At 74.6% G+C, this 21,143-nt stretch carries 23 protein-coding genes and 1 pseudogene; 17 read left to right on the forward strand and 7 right to left on the reverse strand.

Translation table 11 applies throughout. The features are described 5' to 3' along the window. Positions 1-230: 230 nt before the first annotated feature. Positions 231-404, reverse strand: coding sequence for a hypothetical protein (locus tag AC3CHW_RS27400; protein WP_187065013.1), 174 nt, complete (start codon positions 402-404; stop codon positions 231-233). Positions 405-657: 253 nt separating this feature from the next. Between AC3CHW_RS27400 and AC3CHW_RS27405 the strand changes: the two genes are divergently transcribed. The 4 genes from AC3CHW_RS27405 (at position 658) to AC3CHW_RS27420 (ending at position 5,338) form a co-directional block, all read left to right on the forward strand. Beyond that, on the forward strand, positions 658-1,962 hold the full coding sequence (locus tag AC3CHW_RS27405) for an NYN domain-containing protein (RefSeq protein ID WP_176165959.1): 1,305 nt from the start codon (positions 658-660) through the stop codon (positions 1,960-1,962). Between the two features lie 201 nt (positions 1,963-2,163). Then, complete coding sequence (locus tag AC3CHW_RS27410; RefSeq protein WP_398609915.1) at positions 2,164-3,144, forward strand: ABC transporter ATP-binding protein; 981 nt, start codon at positions 2,164-2,166, stop codon at positions 3,142-3,144. Between the two features lie 439 nt (positions 3,145-3,583). After that, the gene (locus tag AC3CHW_RS27415) at positions 3,584-4,462 is read left to right on the forward strand and encodes an ABC transporter permease (RefSeq protein WP_488468236.1); all 879 of its coding nucleotides are present in this window, start codon (positions 3,584-3,586) and stop codon (positions 4,460-4,462) included. 60 nt (positions 4,463-4,522) lie between these two features. Beyond that, positions 4,523-5,338, forward strand: coding sequence for a hypothetical protein (locus AC3CHW_RS27420; RefSeq protein WP_488468237.1), 816 nt, complete (start codon positions 4,523-4,525; stop codon positions 5,336-5,338). Between the two features lie 151 nt (positions 5,339-5,489). Here AC3CHW_RS27420 and AC3CHW_RS27425 read toward each other — a convergent pair whose 3' ends face one another. The 4 genes from AC3CHW_RS27425 to AC3CHW_RS27440 form a co-directional block, all read right to left on the reverse strand. Then, a complete protein-coding gene (locus AC3CHW_RS27425) occupies positions 5,490-5,564 on the reverse strand; it encodes a 50S ribosomal protein bL37 (protein ID WP_468064039.1) in 75 nt (24 codons plus the stop codon). 98 nt (positions 5,565-5,662) lie between these two features. Continuing rightward, complete coding sequence (gene ybaK, locus AC3CHW_RS27430) at positions 5,663-6,199, reverse strand: Cys-tRNA(Pro) deacylase (protein WP_459247032.1); 537 nt, start codon at positions 6,197-6,199, stop codon at positions 5,663-5,665. 76 nt (positions 6,200-6,275) lie between these two features. Next, complete coding sequence (locus tag AC3CHW_RS27435; RefSeq protein WP_176161125.1) at positions 6,276-7,016, reverse strand: LON peptidase substrate-binding domain-containing protein; 741 nt, start codon at positions 7,014-7,016, stop codon at positions 6,276-6,278. 139 nt (positions 7,017-7,155) lie between these two features. Further along, positions 7,156-8,757: an oxidoreductase gene (locus tag AC3CHW_RS27440; RefSeq protein WP_459247033.1), complete on the reverse strand. Its 1,602-nt coding sequence runs from the start codon at positions 8,755-8,757 to the stop codon at positions 7,156-7,158. A gap of 154 nt (positions 8,758-8,911) precedes the next feature. On the opposite strand from AC3CHW_RS27440, the gene hisD reads away from it, so the two are divergent. The 10 genes and pseudogenes from hisD (at position 8,912) to AC3CHW_RS27490 (ending at position 15,763) form a co-directional block, all read left to right on the forward strand. Next, positions 8,912-10,240, forward strand: a complete 1,329-nt coding sequence (hisD, locus tag AC3CHW_RS27445; protein ID WP_488468238.1) for a histidinol dehydrogenase — start codon at positions 8,912-8,914, stop codon at positions 10,238-10,240. After that, complete coding sequence (locus tag AC3CHW_RS27450) at positions 10,237-11,379, forward strand: histidinol-phosphate transaminase (RefSeq protein WP_187086122.1); 1,143 nt, start codon at positions 10,237-10,239, stop codon at positions 11,377-11,379. The genes hisD and AC3CHW_RS27450 overlap by 4 nt, the downstream gene beginning before the upstream one ends. Next, positions 11,379-11,972, forward strand: coding sequence for an imidazoleglycerol-phosphate dehydratase HisB (gene hisB, locus AC3CHW_RS27455; RefSeq protein WP_187065019.1), 594 nt, complete (start codon positions 11,379-11,381; stop codon positions 11,970-11,972). The genes AC3CHW_RS27450 and hisB overlap by 1 nt, the downstream gene beginning before the upstream one ends. A gap of 85 nt (positions 11,973-12,057) precedes the next feature. Next, positions 12,058-12,222 (forward strand): hypothetical protein, encoded by a 165-nt coding sequence (locus AC3CHW_RS27460; RefSeq protein WP_187065020.1) that lies wholly within the window; start codon positions 12,058-12,060, stop codon positions 12,220-12,222. Continuing rightward, on the forward strand, positions 12,222-12,866 hold the full coding sequence (gene hisH, locus AC3CHW_RS27465; protein ID WP_488468239.1) for an imidazole glycerol phosphate synthase subunit HisH: 645 nt from the start codon (positions 12,222-12,224) through the stop codon (positions 12,864-12,866). Before AC3CHW_RS27460 ends, hisH begins: the two co-directional genes overlap by 1 nt. Positions 12,867-12,956: 90 nt before the next feature. Further along, the gene (priA, locus tag AC3CHW_RS27470) at positions 12,957-13,682 is read left to right on the forward strand and encodes a bifunctional 1-(5-phosphoribosyl)-5-((5-phosphoribosylamino)methylideneamino)imidazole-4-carboxamide isomerase/phosphoribosylanthranilate isomerase PriA (protein WP_387602853.1); all 726 of its coding nucleotides are present in this window, start codon (positions 12,957-12,959) and stop codon (positions 13,680-13,682) included. After that, positions 13,679-14,095 (forward strand): annotated as a pseudogene (locus AC3CHW_RS27475) (Rid family hydrolase); the annotation flags it as partial. The gene priA and the pseudogene AC3CHW_RS27475, both read left to right, overlap by 4 nt. Before the next feature lie 83 nt (positions 14,096-14,178). Further along, a complete protein-coding gene (gene hisF / locus AC3CHW_RS27480) occupies positions 14,179-14,949 on the forward strand; it encodes an imidazole glycerol phosphate synthase subunit HisF (protein WP_187065024.1) in 771 nt (256 codons plus the stop codon). A gap of 96 nt (positions 14,950-15,045) precedes the next feature. Continuing rightward, positions 15,046-15,315, forward strand: coding sequence for a type II toxin-antitoxin system prevent-host-death family antitoxin (locus AC3CHW_RS27485; protein ID WP_359328071.1), 270 nt, complete (start codon positions 15,046-15,048; stop codon positions 15,313-15,315). Then, positions 15,305-15,763, forward strand: a complete 459-nt coding sequence (locus AC3CHW_RS27490) for a type II toxin-antitoxin system VapC family toxin (RefSeq protein WP_359328074.1) — start codon at positions 15,305-15,307, stop codon at positions 15,761-15,763. The genes AC3CHW_RS27485 and AC3CHW_RS27490 overlap by 11 nt, the downstream gene beginning before the upstream one ends. Before the next feature lie 127 nt (positions 15,764-15,890). Here AC3CHW_RS27490 and AC3CHW_RS27495 read toward each other — a convergent pair whose 3' ends face one another. Next, positions 15,891-16,523, reverse strand: coding sequence for a TIGR03085 family metal-binding protein (locus AC3CHW_RS27495; RefSeq protein WP_488468240.1), 633 nt, complete (start codon positions 16,521-16,523; stop codon positions 15,891-15,893). Between the two features lie 139 nt (positions 16,524-16,662). After that, the gene (locus AC3CHW_RS27500; protein WP_232543973.1) at positions 16,663-17,511 is read right to left on the reverse strand and encodes a hypothetical protein; all 849 of its coding nucleotides are present in this window, start codon (positions 17,509-17,511) and stop codon (positions 16,663-16,665) included. A gap of 643 nt (positions 17,512-18,154) precedes the next feature. Between AC3CHW_RS27500 and hisI the strand changes: the two genes are divergently transcribed. From hisI to AC3CHW_RS27515, 3 genes are all read left to right on the forward strand, one after another. Further along, positions 18,155-18,481: a phosphoribosyl-AMP cyclohydrolase gene (hisI, locus tag AC3CHW_RS27505; protein WP_488471185.1), complete on the forward strand. Its 327-nt coding sequence runs from the start codon at positions 18,155-18,157 to the stop codon at positions 18,479-18,481. Between the two features lie 240 nt (positions 18,482-18,721). Next, the gene (locus tag AC3CHW_RS27510; RefSeq protein WP_488471186.1) at positions 18,722-20,299 is read left to right on the forward strand and encodes an anthranilate synthase component I; all 1,578 of its coding nucleotides are present in this window, start codon (positions 18,722-18,724) and stop codon (positions 20,297-20,299) included. A gap of 114 nt (positions 20,300-20,413) precedes the next feature. Further along, positions 20,414-21,091 (forward strand): TIGR02234 family membrane protein, encoded by a 678-nt coding sequence (locus AC3CHW_RS27515; RefSeq protein ID WP_398609777.1) that lies wholly within the window; start codon positions 20,414-20,416, stop codon positions 21,089-21,091. Positions 21,092-21,143: the final 52 nt, after the last annotated feature.

Genomic DNA, 21,143 nt, shown 5'->3' on the forward strand with positions numbered 1-21,143 from the left:
GGGTCTGCTGTGCTTACTGCGCTTCTTGTGTGTGTTGTGCCTGTATCGGTTTGCTGTGGTTACTGTTTCGGCTGAACGTTCGGATCGCCCAGAGGTGTTCGTACGGCGGGGTGCCGGCCGCCGCGGGCGCGGTTCCGCTTCCGGCCGTGGGCTCGGCGCTCGGCGGTGCCCGGGCGGGCGTACGCCGAGGGGGCCGCGGGGCCGGGGCGTCGGTGTCGGTGAGCGGCGCGTCAGTTGTGGCCGAAGCGACGCTGGTGCTTGCGGGCCACGTCGGTCGGGCTGCCCTGGGCCTGGCCCTGGTGTTGGTTCTGTGCCTGGATGGCGGTCTTCTGTGCCTCCTGCTGGCCGCGCTCCGCGTCGCTGGCCTTCTGCCGCTGATTCCGGTCGCGCTTGTGCTTGCCCATCGTCGTGCCTCCCGTGCGAGGGTTTCCCCCCGGAAAACACCCTGGCACGACTATGGGGAGCCTGCATGTCGGGCAATTACCCCGCGTAAAGGGCGGGATGGGCTGGGCCGTTCCGTATCCGCCACGCCGATGATCGAGTTCCGGCTGATAACCCTCGTACGGTCGGGCAGACTCAATGGAAAGCCAAAGCAAAAAGCCGGGGCAGTGCCGCGTCGGGCTGCCGCGCATGGACCATGAGGAAAGAGGGTGGAACGTGGACCGCTGCGTCGTCCTGGTGGACGCCGGGTACCTGCTGGGCGCCGCCGCGAGCCTGCTCGCCGGCGAGCCCGCCCGCTCCCGCATCACCGTCGACCACACCGCCCTCATCAAGGGGCTGCGCGACCGCGCCGAGGCCGACACGCAACAGCCGCTGTTGCGCATCTACTGGTTCGACGGCGCCCCCGACCGAGTGCCGCAGCCCGAGCACCGCAGGCTGCGGGTGATGCCCCGGGTCACCGTCCGGCTCGGCGCCCTGACCCGCAGCGACGGGCGCTGGGCACAGAAGGGCGTGGACGCCGCGATGCACGCGGAGCTGACCGAACTCGCCCGCAACCGGGCCTGCTCCGACATCGTCCTCGTCACCGGCGACGGCGACCTGCTGCCCGGGCTGATGTCCGCCAAGGAGCACGGGGTCGCGGTCCACCTGTGGGCCGTCCAGGCCGCCGACGGCGACTACAACCAGTCCGAGGACCTGGTGGCCGAGGCCGACGAGCGGCGGGTCCTGGACCGGGCCTGGATCACCCAGGCGGTACGGGCCAAGGAACTGTCGGGACCCTGCGTGCCCAGCTCCGTGCCCCGCCCCGAGATCGCCGCCATCCTCTCCGCGCCGCTGCCCGAGACGGCCGCCGCCGCGGCTGCCGCCGGCTCCCAGCCCAGCCGCCCCGCCGCGCACAACGGCACGGCGCGCACCGCGCCCGCCGCCGAGGAGCCGGCCGCCCAGCGGGAGGCCGAGGAACGCCCCGCGGCGGCCTCCGGCGAGGGCGGCGCGGGCAACGGCACCAGGACCGTCCCCACGCCCAAGGATCTGGCCGGCCTCGGACGGCCCGGCGTCGTGGCGTCCCAGGCGTCGGCGGCCCCGGCGGCCGTGGCCACCGCGACGCTGCGCTGGTCGTCCGACAAGGGCTGGGTGGAGCGGGGTCCGGCCCCCGCCACCGGCGAACCCCCTGAAACCGCGTCGCTGCCCATGCTGGCCCAGCTCACGACGGCCGAGCAGCGCTGGGCCGACCGCGAGGAGGACATCACCGCCGTCAGCGGCGACCCCTTCGAGGTGGGCCAGGTCTTCGCCCGGCGCTGGATCGCGCGCCTGTCCGACCCCGCGCACGTGCAGCAGCTCTCCACGGAGTACCCGCGCATCCCGCACCGCATCGACGGCGAGCTGCTGCGGTACGCGGCCCGCTTCGGCCTCCTCGCGCACAAGGACGACCAGATCGACGAGCACGACCGGTACGCCATCCGCGCCGGCTTCTGGCGCGAAATCGACACCCGGATGGCGGCCGACCACGCCCCCGCGCGGGACTAGTGGCCCATTCGTCCGACCTGGCGCCCGCCGCGCGGAGCTGACCACGGCCGATTCGGGCCACCGCGCGGGCGTCCCGCGAGGCCGAGGGAGCCGCCCCGGAGCAGGGCGGCGGGGGCGGGGCGCGTACCCTCGTAGCTCGTGAGGACGGGCGCGAAGCAGCCGGAGCGCGACTCCGGGACCAAGGGAGCGGGCGGCGGCGCGGTGTGCGTGGTCCGCGGCCTCGTCAAGACGTACCCCGGCGCCCGGGCCCGACGCGGTGTCCCGCAGGGGCCCGCCATCCGCGCCAGTGACGGCATCGACCTGGACGTGCGGCGCGGCGAGATCTTCGGACTGCTCGGGCCCAACGGCGCCGGCAAGTCCACCCTGGTCCGCCAGCTCACCGGGCTGCTGCGGCCCGACGAGGGCAGCGTCGACCTGCTCGGCCACGACCTGGTGCGCCATCCCGACCGGGCCTCGCGCCTCGTCGGCTACCTGGGGCAGGAGTCCACCGCCCTGGACGATCTGACCGTGGCGCTCGCCGCCGAGACGACGGGGCGGCTGCGCGGCCTGGACGCGCGCCGGGCGCGCGCAGAGCGGGACGCGGTACTGGACGAACTCGGCCTGGCCCCCATCGCGGGCCGGGCCATCAAGAAGCTCTCCGGCGGCCAGCGCCGGCTGGCGTGCGTGGCCGCCGCGCTGGTCGGCGAGCGCCCCATGCTGGTGCTCGACGAGCCGACCACCGGCATGGACCCCATCGCGCGGCGCGCCGTGTGGGCGGCCATCGACCGCCGGCGGGCCGCGAGCGGCACCACCGTGCTGCTGGTCACGCACAACGTCATCGAGGCCGAGACGGTCCTGGACCGGGTGGCGGTGATGGACAACGGCCGGGTCATCGCCTGCGACACGCCGTCGGGCCTCAAGGCGCTCGTCGCCGGCGACGTGCGGGTCGACCTGGTGTGGCGCGACCAGCCGCCGTTGGACGTGCCCGAGGTCGCGGCCCTCAAGGACGTGGCCCGCCCGACCGGGCGGCGCTGGACGCTGCGGCTGGCGCCCGACGAGGCGCGCGCGGTGATCGCCGCGGTGACCGGCGGCCCGGCCTTCGCCGCCCTCGACGACTTCACCCTGGCCACGCCCAGCCTGGAGGACGTGTACCTGGCCCTGGGCGGGCGAGCCGAGGGCCCCGACGGGCTGGTGAAGGCGTGAGCCGCGCACCGAGCGCCCGGCGCCCGGCGGGCCCGCGCGCCCACCCGGGCCGCGCCGGCGTCGGCCGGCCCCGGCGCGGCGGCGACGCGCGGGCGGTTGCCCGGCCCGCGCGGGCGCCTCGTACGCTGGTGGGCCGGGCGGCCGGAGCCGGCGCGGACAGCGGCCCCTCGGCCGGGGGCCGCGACCGCGCGCCGGGCGCCGGCACCGGCTCGGGTCCGCGCCGGCGGAGCGCGGGCGCGCGACCGGGAGCGCGGCCCACCCGCCGCGGGGCACGACCCACCGGGGCACGGTACGGCGGGACAGGGAACGAACGGGGCCGGGCGGCGGACCGGGAGGCAGGTCGCATGACATGTTGCGGGGGACGCCGCAGCGATCGGGGCCGCGGGGCCGCGCGTGGCGCCGTGGCAGGTCAGCTCGTACGGAAGAGGAGCAGCACAACGTGAGTGCCGTGTCCGCGGCGGCCGTGCCCGCCCGTGCCGCCGCCGCGCCGAGCGAGGGTGCGCAAGACGGCCAGAACGCCCAGAACTCCCAGAACCTTGAGGACGCGGTCGGCGTCCGGGAGCCGGCCCCGCTCGCGGCGCGGGCGCGGCTGCTGCCCTCGCTGGCCGCCGTGTACCGGGCCCAGCTCTCGCGGGCCCGGGTGGCACGCATCCCGCTGCTGTTCGTGGCCACCTTCCAGTCCATCGGCATCATGATCCTGATGCGCGGCGTCGTGGACGGCGGGAGCGAGGCGCGCGCCGTGGTCTCCGGGGCCAGCGTCCTGGTCGTCGCCTTCGTCGCGCTCAACCTGCTCGCCCAGTACTTCGGAGCGCTGCGCGCCAGCGGCGGCCTCGACCACTACGCGACGCTGCCGGTGCCACCGGCGGCCGTGGTGCTCGGCGCGGCCGGCGCGTACGCCTCCTTCACCGTGCCCGGCACCATCGTCACGGCCGTCGCCGGCAGCGTGTTGTTCGGGCTGCCGATGACCCACCTGTGGGTGCTGCTCGCGGTGATCCCGCTGGCCGGCGCCGCGCTCGCCGGCCTCGGCGCGGTCCTCGGGCTGCTCGCGCCGCGCCCCGAGCTGGCCACGCTCTGCGGACAGCTCGGCATGTCCGCGGCCCTGCTGCTCGGCGTGCTGCCGGTCGAGCGGATGCCCGCGCTGGTGGCGTACGCGCGCGACCTCCTGCCCTCCACCTACGGCGTGGAGGCGCTGACCCGCTCCTTCGACGCGCACCCCGACTGGCTGGCCGTCGGGGTGAACCTCGGCGTGTGCGCGGCGGTCGGGGTCATCTCGCTGGCCGCCGCCACCTGGGCCTACCGCAGGGCCGCGGTGCGGTGACATGGGCCCAGCACGCCGCCTGCCGCCGCACACCCCCCGCCCACCTGGCACGATGACGGAGTGACCGCACCGTTGACACCCTCAGACCAACCATCTGAACCCCCCGCGCCGGGCTCCGGCGCACAGCCCCACCCGGCGTACCCGACCCCCGCCGACGCCGCGCACGGTGCCGGGCGGCACGGTGCGGGACCCGGCCTGCGCGCGGAGCTGCGGGACGCGGCCGTGATCACCGGCGCCCTCACCGCCGCCGGGGCGCTGCTCGGGGTGTTGTGGGTGTGGCTGGCGCCGCGCGTGCAGATGGTCCTCATCGGCAACGCGGTCTACCCGAAGAACTCCGAGAGCGAGGAGGCGATCGGCGCCGACGGCACCTTCGTGCTGATCGGCCTGGGCGCGGGCCTGGTGACGGCGGCGGTCGTCTTCTGCTTCCGCCGCGCGGCCGGCGTGCCGGTGGTGCTCGCCCTCGCCCTCGGCGGCCTGCTCGGCTCGTGGCTCGGCTGGCGGTTCGGGGTCTTCCTCGGCCCCGACACGGACATCGCCGCCAGCGCGCGCGAGGCCGGCGAGCGGGTGACCTTCGACGGCCCGCTGGAACTGGGCGCCAAGGGCGCGCTGCTGGCCTGGCCGGTGGCCGCGATGGTCACGCAGCTCATCCTCACCGGCCTGTTCGGCCCCCGCGATCCCGAGCCCGACGACCTGCCGTACGCCACGGGCCAGCCCGCCACCACCCCGCACCAGGCCGACGAGAACCCGCCAGGACCGGCCGCGGGCCGGGGACTCGACAAGGGGCCGGGGCAGCCGCAGGGACAGCCCGAGCCCGGCCACGGCGCGTCCACCCGGCAACCGCCCGGCACGTCGGGCCCGCCCGCGGAGGGCCGGTAGCCGACCGGCGCGCGGGTCACGTCGTACGACCCGGTGCGAGGACCCGTACGGGAACGCGTGCGAGGGCGGCCTACGGGCGGGAGCCACGCGCGAGACGTGAAGAGGGCAGGGCGGGACCGGCGGGCCGGTCCCGCCCTCGTGCGTGGTGCGGTCAGGCCGGGCGGCGGCCGTGGTTCGCCTTGGTCTTCCGTAGCCGCCAGCGGCGCTTGCGGGTGCGCTTGGACATGAGCGACCTCCCGGGTGCGGGGCGCGCGAACGGCGGCCCGCACCGCCTGTCGTAGCGCGGGGGCCGGCCGCCGTCCAGGGGGCGGGCGCTGCCGGGGCTCAGGCGCGGGCGATCGGGGCCAGCACCGCGTCGGTGAGGGTCGCGAGGTCGGTGGGGGAGAGTTCGACCTCAAGGCCGCGTCGGCCCGCCGACACGCACACCGTGGCGTGCTCGGCGGCCGAGGCGTCGATGGCCGTCCGCAGCCGCCTGCGCTGGCCCAGCGGCGAGATGCCGCCCCGCACGTACCCGGTGGCCCGCTCGGCGGCGGCCGGGTCGGCCATCGCGGCCCGCTTGCCGCCCACCGCGGCGGCCAGCGCCTTGAGGTCGAGCGAGCCCGAGACCGGCACGACGGCCACGGTCAGCGCCCCGTCCACGTCCGCCACCAGCGTCTTGAAGACCTGTTCCGGCGCGACTCCGAGGGCCCGGGCCGCCTCTTCGCCGTACGAGGTGTAGGCGGGGTCGTTCGGGTCGTGTACGTACGAGTGCAGCGTGAACTCGACACCGGCGTCGGCGAGGGCGACGGTGGCCGGGGTGCCACCGGACGGCTGCTTCCTGGCCTTCGCCGCCTTCGTGCCGGTTTGCGACTTCTTTCCCACGAGGGCGCTCTCCCGCTGGGTCGGGGCGTTCGGTCGCCGTACGGGCCCACCGGGCCGGCCCGTGCTACCGCGTGGGTCAGTTGGGGCTGGTGGGGCGCCGGGTCAGGTCGACCATGGGCAGGGACGGGAGCTTACCGATCACCGCGGCCTCGGCGCGCAGCAGTTTCAGCTCCTCCGCCAGCCGGCTGGCCGTGTCCGGGGCCTGCAGCAGCCGCTGCTTGGCCGGCACGTCGAGCACCGCGGCGGCGGCCACCAGGTAGGACAGCACCGACGGCTCGTCCGGCAGGTCCTGGGAGGTGGCGACCGAGCGCTCACGCGCCCCGGCGAGCCGCTTCTGGTACGTGCGGAACGCCCGGATGACCCCGGAGGCCAGCGCACCGGCACCGTCGCCCGCGCTCTCCTCCAGCGGCTCGACCTCGGCCGTCAGGTAGGGGCCCGAGGCGTCGACGGACAGCAGCTTGAAGCGGGTGGTGCCGGTGGCGACCGCCTCGTACGTGCCGTCCTCCTGCTCGCGGATGGTGGCCGCGTCCGCGATACAGCCCACCGTGTGCAGGGCGCGCATCGGGTCGTCACCGAACCCGGCCGCCGCCCCCAGCTCCGGCTCGGCGGTCGGGTCGGGTAGGCCGGGGGCCGTCGGCGCGACCTCGCGGCCGTCGCGGATGGCGACGACGGCGAAGTTGCGCGGCTCGTCCGACGGCAGGGCCGCGAGGTCGCGCATCAGGGCGCGGTAGCGCTGCTCGAAGATGTTGAGCGGCAGCACGAGCCCGGGAAACAGCACGGTGTTCAGCGGGAAGAGCGGCAGGCGGGCGGCAGTCACGACGGGTAAGCCTAATGGCCCGCCCCGGCTGTGCCGATCGCGGCGTGACACGGCGGGCCCGAACGCGCCCGGGCGGGGCCCACCACAGGGGGCGCGCACCGCCGCGCGCCGGGGCGCCGGGAGCCCGGTGCGCGGCCGGTCAGTTGCGGCGCAGCAGGCGCGAGGCGCCGGCCGCGACCGTCGTGGCCAGCACCCAGCCGAGGAGGACGAGCACGGCCGTCACCCACTGGGCCGTCCCGTTCGGCGTCCAGTAGTTGGCCTGGCCGAGGTCGATCACCGGTAACAACACGTCCAGCGTGTACAGCGCCGCGTTCCACTCCGGGCCCTCGCCCTCCTTGACCGGCTCGGGCCGGTGGCGGGAGAAGAAGACCGCGCCGACCGCCCACAGCAGCGCGATCCACACCGCCGCCCGGCCCGGCCGGTAGCCGTAGGCCACCATCCAGTCCTGCAGGTAGCCCCACGCCTTGCCGGCCAGCGGCAGCGTCTCGCGGCGGCGGCGCTGCTTGGCGAGCAGCACCTCGCGGGCGAACTCCTCCTCGCCGCTGTCCCGCAACGCGGTGGCCAGCATCTCGTACGGCTCCGGCGCGTACTCCGGGGTGGCCGCCGCCACCCATTCAAGGCGCCGGGTGAGCGGGAAGTGGCCGCGCGGGATCAGCGACTCGTAGCCGAACCCCGCCATCGCCAGGCCGCCGGGCCCCGGCCAGCTCGTGGACTTGTCGACCAGGTTGACCACCTTCGCGCCGGACAGCACGACCCGCCCGCTCTGCTGCCGCTCGCACAGGAACCGCAGCTCCGGCGTCTGCACCCGGCGCATCGACAGCTCCTGGTCGCTGGCCATGGTGAAGCGCGCCTGGTCGAAGTCGACCGCGTCGCCGAACCGGCCGTCGTCCAGGCGCACCCCGCCCTCGCACTCGAAGCGCTGGGTGCGCGGGCCCCCGGCCGGCGGCAGCGTCGTGCCGTACGGCGGGGTGGTGCCGGTCGAGAACGGGGAGCCGGTGACCCCCGCGGGCGTCAGGTACAGCGTGCGCTCCACGCTGAGCTGCGGGGCGTTGAGCGCGCGGCGGCCGTACGGGTTGCGCAGCTTGCTGCCGCGCAGGCTGAGCGAGACGCCGATGTGCGCGCCGCGCATGGTCAACTCGCCGTAGGACTCGATCAGTTCGGCCTGGAAGTCCTGGGCGACGCTGAGCCCGTCCGCGGTGATCGACCTGCCGAACCGGTCCTTGCGCACCACGAGCTGGTTGAGCAGCAGGTCCGTGCCTATCTGCGCGTCGGTCAGCCGGATGCCGCGGTCCACCGTGCAGCGCGGCAGGTGCAGGTCGCCCTCGGTGTGCAGCCGGGCGGCCTCGATGCGGGGGATGGCGCAGCCGACCAGGCGCAGCGTGGTGAACCGGCTCTCCGGCAGCAGGACCTCCTGCTCGAAGCGGCAGTTGCGCAGCTCGACGAAGGGGGCGATGGTGCCGCCGGACAGCTCCAGGGTGCCGGTCACGTACGCGCCGTTGAGCTTGAGCGCGGCGACCCGGCCCGGCTGTGCCGGCGGCGGCTCGAGCAGCAGCATCGCCAGCACCCGGGCCCGCACGCTGCGCTCGGGGCCCCAGGCGTGCGGGCCGGTCGGGTCGTTGCGGTGCTGGTTGGGGGAGCGCAGGTCGAAGGTGCTGCCGGTGCGGAACGCCTGCCACATGCCCCACTCGGCGGGAGTCAGGTCCAGCCCGTCGGGCGGGTCCCCCTCATGTGGTTCCGTCACCGCTGCCGCTCCTTCCGCGCCCGTACGTGTGTACGGGTCCCATGCCCGTTCCGTGACCGGTTGAACACCACAGGTCAGGGCCAACCTAGGGGGCGCGTATCAGCGTTTGGTACGCCGCGACGGCGCTCGGGACACGTCTGAGACAATTGACCGCGTGATCTCCCGAATCGATCTGCGCGGCGCCGCCCTCCCCGAGGGCGCCGCCCTGCGCGCGTTGCTGCCCCGAGCCGACTTCGACGTGTCGGCCGCCCTGGAGAAGGTGCGGCCCCTGTGCGAAGACGTGCGTCATCGCGGCGACGCGGCGCTGATCGAGCTGGCCCAACGCTTCGACGGCGTGCGCCTTGAGCGCGTGCGGGTGCCCGACGAGGCGCTCGACCAGGCCCTGGCCGACCTCGACCCGCAGGTGCGCGCGGCCCTGGAGGAGTCCATCCGACGGGCCCGCCTCGTCCACCGCGAACAGCGCCGCGACCCGCACCGCGTCCAGGTCGTGCCCGGCGGCAGCGTCACCGAGAAGTGGGTGCCGGTCGAGCGGGTCGGGCTGTACGCGCCCGGTGGCCGCTCCGTCTACCCGTCCTCCGTGATCATGAACGCGGTCCCGGCGCAGGAGGCCGGCGTCACCTCCATCGCGCTGGCCTCGCCGCCCCAGGCGGAGTTCGGCGGTCTGCCGCACCCGACGATCCTCGCCGCCTGCGCGCTGCTCGGCGTGCGCGAGGTGTACGCGGCCGGCGGCGCCCAGGCCGTCGCCATGTTCGCCTACGGCACGCGGTCCTGCGCCCCCGCGAACATGGTCACCGGGCCCGGCAACATCTGGGTCGCCGCCGCCAAGCGCTACTTCACCGGCCGGATCGGCATCGACACCGAGGCCGGCCCGACCGAGATCGCCATCCTCGCGGACGACAGCGCCGACGCCGAGCACGTCGCCGCCGACCTGATCAGCCAGGCCGAGCACGACCCGCTCGCCGCCGCCGTGCTGGTCACCGACTCCGCCCGGCTGGCCGACGCGGTCGAGAAGGAGCTGGCCACCCAGGTCGCGGCCAGCAAGCACGTCGAGGACCGGATCGCACCGGCGCTGGCCGGCAGGCAGTCCGCGCTCGTCCTGGTGGACGGCGTCGAGGAGGGGCTGCGGGTCGTCGACGCGTACGGCGCCGAGCACCTGGAGATCCAGACCCGGGACGCCGCCGCCCTCGCCGAGCGGGTGCGCAACGCCGGGGCGATCTTCGTCGGCCCGTACGCGCCCGTCTCGCTCGGCGACTACTGCGCCGGCTCCAACCACGTGCTGCCCACCGGCGGCTGCGCCTGCCACTCGTCGGGCCTGTCCGTCCAGTCCTTCCTGCGCGGCATCCACATCGTGGACTACACGCGGGACGCGCTCGCCGACGTCGCCCGCCACGTGGTGACCCTCGCCGAGGCGGAGGACCTGCCGGCGCACGGCGCGGCGATCAAGGCCAGGTTCGGCTGGAAGGTACCGGAGATCACCACGTGAGCGGCATCGACGACCTGCCCGTCCGGGACGAACTGCGCGGCAAGAGCCCCTACGGGGCGCCGCAGCTCGACGTCCCGGTGCGGCTGAACACCAACGAGAACCCCTACCCGCTCCCCGACGAGCTGGTGGCCGACATCGCCCGGCGCGTCGCCGAGGCCGCCCGGAACCTCAACCGCTACCCCGACCGGGACGCGGTCGAGCTGCGCACCGCCCTCGCCGCCTACCTGACCCGCACCGCGGGCCACCGGGTGGAGACGGCCGGCGTGTGGGCGGCCAACGGCTCCAACGAGATCCTCCAGCAGCTCCTGCAGACCTTCGGCGGACCGGGCCGCACCGCGATCGGCTTCGACCCCTCGTACTCGATGCACGCCCTGATCGCGCGCGGCACCGGCACCGGCTGGGTCTCCGGGCCCAGGCGCGAGGATTTCACCATCGACGTGGCCGCCGCCACCGCCGAGATCGCCCGGCTGCGCCCGCACGTGGTCTTCGTCTGCTCGCCGAACAACCCGACCGGCACCGCCGTGGCCGCGGACACCGTGCTCGCCCTGTACGAGGCGGCGCAGGCCGCGCGCGAGCGGGGCGCCCTGGTGGTGATCGACGAGGCGTACGGCGAGTTCAGCCACCAGCCCTCGCTGCTGCCGCTGATCGCCGGCCGGCCACGGCTGGTGCTCAGCCGCACCATGTCCAAGGCGTTCGGCGCGGCCGGGCTGCGCCTGGGCTACCTGGCCGCCGACCCGGCCGTGGTGGACGCCGTGCAGTTGGTGCGGCTGCCCTACCACCTGTCCGCCGTCACCCAGGCCACCGCGCTGGCCGCCCTCGACCACACCGATACGCTGCTCGGGTACGTCGAGCAGCTCAAGGCCGAGCGGGACCGGCTGGTGACCGAGCTGCGCGCCATCGGCTGCCCGGTCACGGACTCGGACGCCAACTTCGTGCAGTTCGGCATCCCCACGGCCCTCACCGGCCGCTGGGGCGACCCGGCCGCCGACTCGCACGGCATGTGGCGGGCGATCCTCGACCACGGCGTGCTGGTCCGCGACAACGGCGTGCCGGGCTGGCTGCGGGTGAGCGCCGGGACACCGGCGGAGAACGACGCGTTCCTGGACGCGGTCCGGGCGGTACTGAAGGAGAACGAGTGATGACCCGCGTAGGACGCGTGGAGCGCGCCACCAAGGAGACCTCCGTCCTGGTCGAGATCGACCTGGACGGCACCGGGCGGACCGAGATCTCCACCGGGGTCGGCTTCTACGACCACATGCTCGACCAGCTCGGCCGGCACGGCCTCTTCGACCTCACCGTCAGGACCGAGGGCGACCTGCACATCGACACGCACCACACGATCGAGGACACCGCCCTCGCGCTGGGTGCCGCGTTCCGGCAGGCCCTCGGCGACAAGGTCGGCATCTACCGGTTCGGCAACTGCACGGTCCCGCTGGACGAGTCGCTGGCCCAGGTCACCGTGGACCTGTCGGGCCGCCCGTACCTGGTGCACACCGAGCCCGAGAACATCGCCCCGATGATCGGCAGCTACGACACGACGATGACCCGGCACATCCTGGAGTCCTTCGTCGCGCAGGCCCAGATCGCGCTGCACGTGCACGTGCCGTACGGGCGCAACGCGCACCACATCGTCGAGTGCCAGTTCAAGGCGCTGGCCCGGGCGCTGCGGTACGCGAGCGAGCGCGACCCGCGCGCGGCCGGCATCCTGCCCTCCACCAAGGGCGCGCTGTGAGCCGCCGCACGGCCGCCCCGTACCCGGCGACGCCCGCCGCGCGCCCCGCGGCCCGGCCCGCGCCGACCACCCCCGGAAGGAACCTGTGAACGGCCTCTCCACCGTCCTCATCGTCGTCGGGCTCTTCCTGCTCGGCGGCGTCATCTCCTTCGCCAAGCAGGGGATGCCCAGGGGCGTGATCGTGCTGCTCGGCATCAGCGCCGCGTTGTGCCTGGTCGCCGGCGTCCTGCGGATTGATGGGTTGTACTGATGAGTGGACGCAAGCCCTCGGTGGTCGTCTTCGACTACGGCTTCGGCAACGTGCGCTCCGCCGAGCGCGCGCTGGCCCACGTCGGGGCCGACGTGGAGATCACCAGCGACTACGAGCGGGCCATGACGGCCGACGGCCTGCTGGTCCCCGGCGTCGGCGCCTTCGCCGCCTGCATGCGGGGACTGCGGGCCGCGCGCGGCGACTGGATCGTCGGCCGCCGGCTCGCCGGCTCCCGGCCCGTGCTCGGCATCTGCGTCGGCATGCAGATCCTCTTCGAGCGCGGCATCGAGCACGGCGTGGAGACGGAGGGCCTGGACGAGTGGCCGGGCACGGTGGAGCCGCTGAAGGCACCTGTCGTACCGCACATGGGCTGGAACACGGTCACCCCCGCCGAGGACTCCGCGCTCTTCGCCGGCCTGGACGCGGACGCCCGGTTCTACTTCGTGCACTCCTACGCGGTCCGCGAGTGGTCGCTCGAGGTCGCCAACCCGGCGATGCGCGCGCCCCAGGTCACCTGGACCACGCACGGCGAACCGTTCGTCGCCGCGGTCGAGAACGGCCCGCTGCGCGCCACCCAGTTCCACCCCGAGAAGTCCGGCGACGCCGGAGCGCACCTGCTGACCAACTGGCTCGGCACCCTCTAGGGGCCGCCCGGCGGCCCCCTCGGGGGCCGCCGACGGACGCCTTCCACGACCTTGTCTGCGCACGTCCCTGACCCGAAAGACTGACACCAGATGAGCAAGCTCGAACTCCTCCCCGCCGTCGACGTACGCGACGGCCAGGCCGTCCGCCTCGTGCACGGGGAGTCCGGCTCCGAGACCTCCTACGGCGACCCGTTGGCCGCCGCGCTGACCTGGCAGCGGGCGGGGGCCGAGTGGCTGCATCTGGTCGACCTCGACGCGGCGTTCGGCACCGGCGACAACCGGGACCAGATCGCCGAGGTCGCCCGGGCCATGGAGCTGAAGGTCGAACTGTCCGGCGGCATCCGCGACGACGCCTCGCTGGCCGCCGCGCTGGCCACCGGCTGCACCCGGGTCAACCTCGGCACCGCGGCCCTGGAGTCCCCCGAGTGGGTCGCCAAGGTCATCGCCGAGCACGGCGACCGCGTCGCCGTCGGCCTCGACGTACGCGGCACCACGCTGCGCGGCCGGGGCTGGACCCGCGACGGCGGCGACCTGTTCACCACCCTGGCCCGGCTGGACGCCGAGGGCTGCGCCCGCTACGTCGTCACCGACATCGCCAAGGACGGCACGCTCCAGGGCCCGAACCTGCAGCTCCTGCGGGACGTGTGCGCCGCCACCGACCGGCCCGTCGTCGCCTCCGGCGGCGTCTCCTCCCTTGACGACCTGCGCGCGCTGGCCAGTCTGGTACCGGAGGGCGTCGAGGGTGCCATCGTCGGCAAGGCGCTCTACGCCAAGGCGTTCACCTTGGAAGAAGCGTTGGAGGCCGTATCCGTATGACCACTCCCGAGCCCGCCCGGCACCAGGGCACGATCGAACGGCGCCAGAGCGAGAGCCCCTGGGAAGAGACGATCGGCTTCGCACGTGCCGTGGCGGCCGGGGACCGGGTCCTCGTCGCCGGGACGATGCCGCTGGTGGACGGCGTGCTCCAGGGCGAGGGCGACCCGTACGAGCAGACCCGGGCGGCCCTGCGGCACGCGCTGGCCGCGCTGGCCGACTTCGGCCTGGACGCCACGTCCGTCGTACGCACCCGCCTCTACCTCACCCACGCCCGCGACGTGGACGCCGTCAGCCGCGCCCACAAGGAGTTCTTCGACGCCGCGCGCCCGGCCACCACGCTGGTCGTGGTCTCGGGCTTCGTGGACTCGCGGGTGCTGGTCGAGGTGGAACTCGAGGCGTTCCGCCCCACCGCGGCGCCCCCGGCCGGCCCCGACGGCCCGGCCAGCACCACGCGAGCCAGCACCACGCACGCCAGCACCACCGAAGGACGAACCCCATGACCCTCGCGGTCCGAGTCATCCCCTGCCTCGACGTGGACAACGGCCGCGTCGTCAAGGGCGTCAACTTCCAGAACCTGCGGGACGCGGGCGACCCGGTCGAACTGGCCAGGCTCTACGGCGAGCAGGGCGCCGACGAACTCACGTTCCTGGACATCACGGCGTCCTCCGGCAACCGCGAGACCACCTACGACGTGGTCCGCCGCACCGCCGAACAGGTCTTCATCCCGCTCACCGTCGGCGGCGGCGTCCGCGCCCCCGACGACGTGGACAAGCTGCTGCGCGCGGGCGCGGACAAGGTCGGCGTCAACACCGCGGCCATCGCCCGCCCGGAGCTGATCCGCGAGATCGCCGAGCGGTTCGGGCGCCAGGTCCTGGTCCTGTCCGTGGACGCGCGTCGCTGCCCGGAGGGCACCGAGACCGACTCCGGCTACGAGGTCACCACCCACGGCGGACGCCGCGGCACCGGCCTGGACGCCGTCGCCTGGGCCCACCAGGCGGCCGAACTCGGCGCCGGCGAGATCCTGTTGAACTCGATGGACGCCGACGGCACGAAGGACGGCTACGACACCGCGATGATCAAGGCCGTCCGCGCGGCGGTCAGCGTCCCCGTCATCGCCAGCGGTGGCGCCGGCAAGCTCGCCGACTTCCCCCCGGCCATCACGGCCGGCGCGGACGCGGTCCTGGCCGCCTCCGTCTTCCACTTCGGCGACCTGTCCATCGGCGAGGTGAAGGGGACGCTGCGCGAGGCGGGCCACCCGGTGCGGTAGCGCGCCGGGGGCGCGCGGGGGCGGGACGCGGACGCCTCGACGGTCGAGGGTGCTACCGCGTAGCACCGTGTGCCGCACCTCGCTATGCTGGTTGTCATGACAGTGCAACCGGAGATCACGCAACGCGACCTACGGAACCGGTCCAAAGAGATCATGGACGCCGTACAGCACGGCCAGTCCTTCACTGTTACCCGGGACGGGCACCAGATCGGAGAGTTGGTGCCCCTGCGGCGGCGCAGAAGGTTCGTTCCCCGGGAGGAGTTCGCGGCCACGTCCCGCACCGCGTCGAGGATCTCGCTGGACGCGTTTCGAGCGGACCAGGAAGTCGCGGTGGAGCAGGAGACGGACGATCCGTATGCCCGCTGAGTTTCCACAGGGGTTGCTCGACACGAACATCGTCATTCTGCGTGACTGGATCGATCCCGAGGAACTGCCGGCGGAAGTGGCGATCAGTGCCGTCACGTTGGCTGAACTGTCCGCAGGGCCGCACGAGGTGCGACGCGACGGGGAGCAGGACGACTACAACGAGCACATGGAGCGCGCCCGCCGCCTCGGCATTCTGCAACGCACTGAGAACGAGTTCGACCCGCTTCCGTTCGATGCGGAAACCGCTCGTTTGTACGGCATTGTGTGCGCGGCCGTCGTCAGCGTTGGTCGAAAGCCGCGGCGTCGACTGGCGGACCTCATGATCGCTGCCACGGCCATGGCCCATGACCTGCCGTTGTTCACCACCAACCCTGACGACTACCGGGGGTTGGGCGGCCTCCTCGACATCGTCCCCGTCACCCGGCCCGTGGTCCCGCGCGACCGGTAGACCGCATGCCCTTCGTGCGTACGCCTGGGAACGGCGCACGGAGCCTTGGCTCGACCCGCCACCTGATCATCGACACCCCCGCCCTGCGTCACGCGGCGTGTGGCGATACGGGCCGACCATCCCCGACTCACAGCCCCAGCGGCGCCTCCCGGGCGCGGGCCACCGCGTCCGCGTCGCCCTCCGTGGTCACGCGGGCCACCTGCTGGCGGCCGTAGAGGAAGAGCAGCGCCTCGCCGGGGTCGGCGGTGACGGTGACGACCGGGGTGCCCTTGCGGGCGACGACCGTACGGCCGTCGGGGGTGCGCACGACGAGGCCGACCGGGCTCTTGCGGGCCAGCGCCCGCGCCGAGCGCTCGACGCGGCTCCACAGGGCGTCGGAGAAGACCGGGTCGAGCGAGCGCGGGGTCCAGTCGGGCTGGGCCCGGCGGACGTCCTCGGCGTGCACGTAGAACTCGACGACGTTGGCGGCCTCGTCCACCTGCTTGAGGGCGAACGGCGAGAGCCGGGGCGGGCCGGTGCGGATGAGCTGGAGCAACTCCTCGTACGGCTTCGCCGCGAACTCGTCCTGCACCCGTGCGAGCCGGGCCGCCAGGGGCTTGAGCACGATGCCCGCCGCGGCGTCACCGCGTCGCTCGCGCACCACCAGGTGGGCGGCCAGGTCGCGGGTGGTCCAGCCCTCGCAGAGGGTGGGGGCCTGCGGACCCGCCGCCTCCAACAGGTCGGCGAGCAGCAGTCGTTCACGCTTCGCGTACGTAGACATACCGCCAGCCTACGGCCGGTGGCCACGCCCTGCCACGGCTGTCGGGCCGAGTGGCGTGGCCGCGCCGCCGCTCGCGCGCGGCGCGGCCGTGCCACCGTCGGTCACCGCGGCGCGGGCCCCTCCGCCGGCCCGCGGTGTGCTACTTCGGCAGCTTCTCCGTCAGCTTCGGGCCGTCCGGAGTGGAGCTGAGCGTCAGGGAGCAGGAGACCTGGTCCTGGCCACGGATGCTGTACGTCGGCTGCGACGGGTACAGCGCGTAGTAGTAGTACGTCTTGGTGGCCGGGATGGTCTTCATCCGGCTCTTGGCGGCGCTCTCGCACAGCGACAGGGCCTTGGTCTGGATCTCCTTCTCGGTGCTGAAGGTGCCCGTCAGCGTCGCGTTGGAGATCACCTCGCCGTCGTGCGGACCGCTGCACGAACGCTTCTCGACCTTCTTCACGCTGGTGTCGAGCCCTGGGTGGTCGAAGCAGGTGCCCGGGCTGAGCACGACGTAGGGGACCAGGTCGGAGGGGGTTTCCGAGGCGTCGGCTGACGGGCCGCTGCTGGGCGTGTCGGTGCCGCCCCCGACCGGGGCGCCCTGGCCCGGGGAGCCGGACGGCTTCGGGATCTCGATCGACGGCATGCCGCTCGGGACGCGCGGGGCGGTGGCGCTCGGCTGCCCGTCGGTTGGCTTGTTCTTGGCCTTGTCGTCCTTGCTGTCGTCACCGCCGGTCGCGGCGACCACGATGCCCGCGACGACGGCGACCGCGAGCACCGAGACCACGGCTATGACCGCGGTCTTCGTGTTGTTGCGCCGGGGCGGCGGGGGCGGGGGCGGCGGGTAGGCGCCGTACCCGCCGGGCGGCATCTGCCCGCCGGGCGGCATGGGGGGCCCGCCCATGTGCGGCGGGCCTCCGGGCTGGGCGGGTGGCCCGAAACCCTGCTGCGGCGGGCCGAAGCCGCCGTGGTTTCCTGGCTGATGAGGGTCGTTCGGCGGCGGAAACGTCATAGCGAAAGCATGCCGCATGCGCCACCGCGCATCGCCATCGGGCCGGCCCGGGCGGCAGGCGGGGCCCAGGGTACGCCCAGAGTGGCACGCAGCGGGGCAACTCACCCCGGGGCCGGCGGGGGAGGGGCGAACGCCGTGGGACAACTGGAGCGCGGGTGGCCGGAAGTCGACCGTCCGGTGGGGGCGCGGCCGGGGCTGATGTGGCCGAAACGTGGCCGTCCACGGGGGGAAGTGTGTGTGCCGGGGTGCGCGTGCGAGGTGGCGGCGACGCGGGGGTTCGCGCGCGGGGATCGACGGGGATCGACGGGGATCGAGGCGTCCGGGCCGCGCGGCTGTCCACGATGTGAGCGGCCGTGCGACCCCACGGGGGCGTCGCGGCCCAGCGCGCGCCCCGGGCCGGCGAAACGGGCCCGCCCGGGCCCCGCCCGCTGGGCATAATGGGCCCATGCCCAGCCCCGATTCCCCATCCGGCGCCCCGGCCGACCGTGCCGGCGACGGCGCCCCGGCCGACCGTGCCGGCGGCAGCGCCCCGGCCGACCGTGCCGGCGGCAGCGCCCCGGCCGACCGTGCCGGCGGCAGCGCCCCGGCCGACCGTGCCGGCGGCAGCGCCCCGGCCGACCGTGCCGGCGGCCTCGATCCCGCCATCGCGGGCCGGCTCAAGCGCAGTCCCGACGGCCTCGTGCCCGCCATCGCCCAGCAGTACGACACCGGCGAGGTGTTGATGCTCGGCTGGATGGACGACGAAGCCCTCCACCGCACGTTGACCACGGGCCGCTGCACCTACTGGAGCCGTAGCCGTCGGGAGTACTGGGTCAAGGGCGACACCTCGGGACACGTCCAGCACGTCAAGTCCGTGGCCCTGGACTGCGACGCCGACACCCTGCTGGTCAAGGTGGACCAGGTCGGCGCGGCCTGCCACACCGGCGACCGCACCTGCTTCGACGCGGGCGGCCTGCCGCTCGGGCAGTAGGCTCCGCTGCCGAAGCGACCACCGGCTTCCCGCGCGGACGCCGAACGCCGGACGCCGAACGGGGCACAGCCACCGACCAGGGCCCCGGCCGTGCCGCCGGGGCAGGGCCCGGTGGCGGCCTCACCCCCATGCGAGAGCGCTGCCGGCCCGGGCCAGACCCAGGGCCGGCCGCGGACCACCAGGACAGTTGATGCGTACGACACGACGGGCGATGCGGGTATGACGGACGCGACGGGCACCATGGACCGCGAGACCTTCCGGAAGTTGGCGGCGGACCGCCGCGTCATCCCCGTCAGCCGCAGGCTGCTGGCGGACGGCGACACCCCGGTCGGCCTCTACCGCAAGCTGGCGGGCTCCCCCGACGAGGCCGCCAGCGGCCCCGCCGGCGGGGCGGGTGGCGCCGACGAGGCGGGCTGGGTCGGCCGGCCCGGCACCTTCCTCCTGGAGTCCGCGGAGAACGGCCGCTCCTGGTCCCGCTACTCCTTCATCGGCGTGCGCAGCGCCGCCACCCTCACCGAGCGCGACGGCCAGGCGCACTGGCTCGGCGCCCCGCCGGTCGGCGTCCCCACCGACGGCGACCCGCTCACCGCCCTGCGCGCCACCGTCGAGGCCCTGCACACCCCCCGCGACCTGGGCGGGCTCATCCACCTCCCGCCGTTCACCGGCGGCATGGTCGGCTACCTCGGCTACGACATCGTGCGCCGGCTGGAGAAGATCGGCGACACCGGCCGGGACGACCTGCGCCTGCCCGAACTGACGATGCTGCTCACCTCGGACCTCGCCGTGCTCGACCACTGGGACGGCACGGTGCTCCTGATCGCCAACGCGATCAACCACAACGACCTGGCCACCGGCGTCGACGAGGCGTACGACGACGCGATCGCCCGGCTCGACGCGATGACCGCCGACCTGGCCCGCTCGGTGCCCACCAGCCCCACCGTGCTGCCGGCCGCCGAACTGCCGGAGTTCACCGCGCTGTGGGGCGGCGAGGCGTACATGGACGTGGTGCGCGACATCAAGGAGCGCATCCACGCCGGCGAGGCGTTCCAGGTGGTGCCCTCGCAGCGGTTCGAGACGCCCTGCCAGGCCAGCGCGCTCGACGTGTACCGGGTGCTGCGGGCCACCAACCCGAGCCCGTACATGTACCTCTTCCGCTTCCCCGACACCAACGGCACCGGCGCCTTCGACGTCGTGGGCTCCAGCCCGGAGGCGCTGGTCAAGGTCGAGGACGGGTACGCGATGCTGCACCCGATCGCCGGCACCCGGCCGCGCGGGGCGACGCCGCAGGAGGACGCCGCGCTCGCCGAGGAACTGCTGGCCGACCCCAAGGAGCGGGCCGAGCACCTGATGCTCGTCGACCTCGGGCGCAACGACCTGGGCCGGGTGTGCGAGCCGGGCAGCGTGGAGGTCGTGGACTTCATGTCGATCGAGCGCTACAGCCACGTCATGCACATCGTCTCCACCGTCACCGGAACCCTGGCCCCCGGCCGCACCGCCTTCGACGTGCTCACCGCCTGCTTCCCCGCCGGCACCCTCTCCGGCGCGCCCAAGCCACGGGCCATGCAGATCATCGAGGAGCTCGAACCCACCCGGCGCGGCCTGTACGGCGGGTGCGTCGGCTACCTCGACTTCGCCGGCGACTCGGACACCGCCATCGCCATCCGGACCGCCCTGCTCCGCGACGGCCGGGCGTACGTGCAGGCGGGCGCGGGCGTCGTCGCCGACTCCGACCCGGCGGCCGAGAACACCGAGTGCCGCAACAAGGCGGCGGCCGTGCTGCGCGCCGTCAGCACGGCGGGCCGGCTGCGGCGGGCGTGAGCGGGCCGGTGGCCCCTTCGCCCGCGCGGCCGACGCGGCGGCGCCGGCCCAGGTGAACGGGGCCGGCCACCCCGCGCAACCTGCCGCACCACCCGGTGAGGGATAGTGGTAGGCGTGAGTACAGCCGCCGTACCCCAGCCCCGTAGCCAGGCCGAGGCCGCCGCACGCGCCGGACGCGGCGCCGCCGCGGGCAGGCAGACCAAGCTCAGCCTCGCCGCCGGGCTGCTGTTCGCCGCGCTCGGCGCCGCCCTGGTGCTCCTCGCGTCCGGTCGCACCTGGGCCGAGGGGAACGCCGCCTTCGCCCAGGGCGACCTGCGCCGCACGGTCGACGGACAGGACATCACCGGCCTGCCAGGGGCGCTGGCGATCGTGGGCCTGGCCGCCCTGGTCGCGGTGTTCGCGGTGCGCGGGCTCGGCCGGTACGCGGTCGCCGGCATCCTCGCCCTGTGCGGCGCCGGCACCGCCGTCGGCTCGCTGCTGGCCCTGGACGACACCGCCGCCCTGGAGGCCAAGGCCGCCGAGACCACCGGCATCACCGACACCGCCATCCACGGCGTCACCTACACGCCCTGGCCCTGGGCGGCGTTCGCCGGTGGCGTGCTGATCTTCCTGGCCGGCCTCCTCGCGCTGGGCTACGGCCGCGCCTGGCCCGCCATGTCGGGCCGGTACGAGCGCGCCGGCGGCGACCGCCCGCGCCCGCGCCGTGGCCGGCCCGCGCCCGACCCCGACCGGCCCGAGGAACTGTGGAAGGCCCTGGACCGGGGCGAGGACCCGACCGGCCGCGAGAGCTGAGCCCCCGCCGGCGACGCCGGCCCGCACCCGGGCCGAGCCGCCCCGGCATCCT

Source organism: Streptomyces sp. MGP-BFMKR1 (assembly GCF_057766585.1).

What these genes read in the sequence shown, in the direction of transcription:
- priA (WP_387602853.1), top strand. Translation starts at nt 12,957, where the DNA reads ATGAGCAAGCTCGAACTCCTCCCCGCCGTCGACGTACGCGACGGCCAG.
- hisF (WP_187065024.1), top strand. Translation starts at nt 14,179, where the DNA reads ATGACCCTCGCGGTCCGAGTCATCCCCTGCCTCGACGTGGACAACGGC.
- AC3CHW_RS27510 (WP_488471186.1), top strand. Translation starts at nt 18,722, where the DNA reads ATGGACCGCGAGACCTTCCGGAAGTTGGCGGCGGACCGCCGCGTCATC.
- AC3CHW_RS27400 (WP_187065013.1), bottom strand. Translation starts at nt 404, where the DNA reads ATGGGCAAGCACAAGCGCGACCGGAATCAGCGGCAGAAGGCCAGCGAC.
- AC3CHW_RS27500 (WP_232543973.1), bottom strand. Translation starts at nt 17,511, where the DNA reads ATGACGTTTCCGCCGCCGAACGACCCTCATCAGCCAGGAAACCACGGC.
- AC3CHW_RS27495 (WP_488468240.1), bottom strand. Translation starts at nt 16,523, where the DNA reads ATGTCTACGTACGCGAAGCGTGAACGACTGCTGCTCGCCGACCTGTTG.
- AC3CHW_RS27485 (WP_359328071.1), top strand. Translation starts at nt 15,046, where the DNA reads ATGACAGTGCAACCGGAGATCACGCAACGCGACCTACGGAACCGGTCC.
- hisH (WP_488468239.1), top strand. Translation starts at nt 12,222, where the DNA reads ATGAGTGGACGCAAGCCCTCGGTGGTCGTCTTCGACTACGGCTTCGGC.
- hisB (WP_187065019.1), top strand. Translation starts at nt 11,379, where the DNA reads ATGACCCGCGTAGGACGCGTGGAGCGCGCCACCAAGGAGACCTCCGTC.
- AC3CHW_RS27490 (WP_359328074.1), top strand. Translation starts at nt 15,305, where the DNA reads ATGCCCGCTGAGTTTCCACAGGGGTTGCTCGACACGAACATCGTCATT.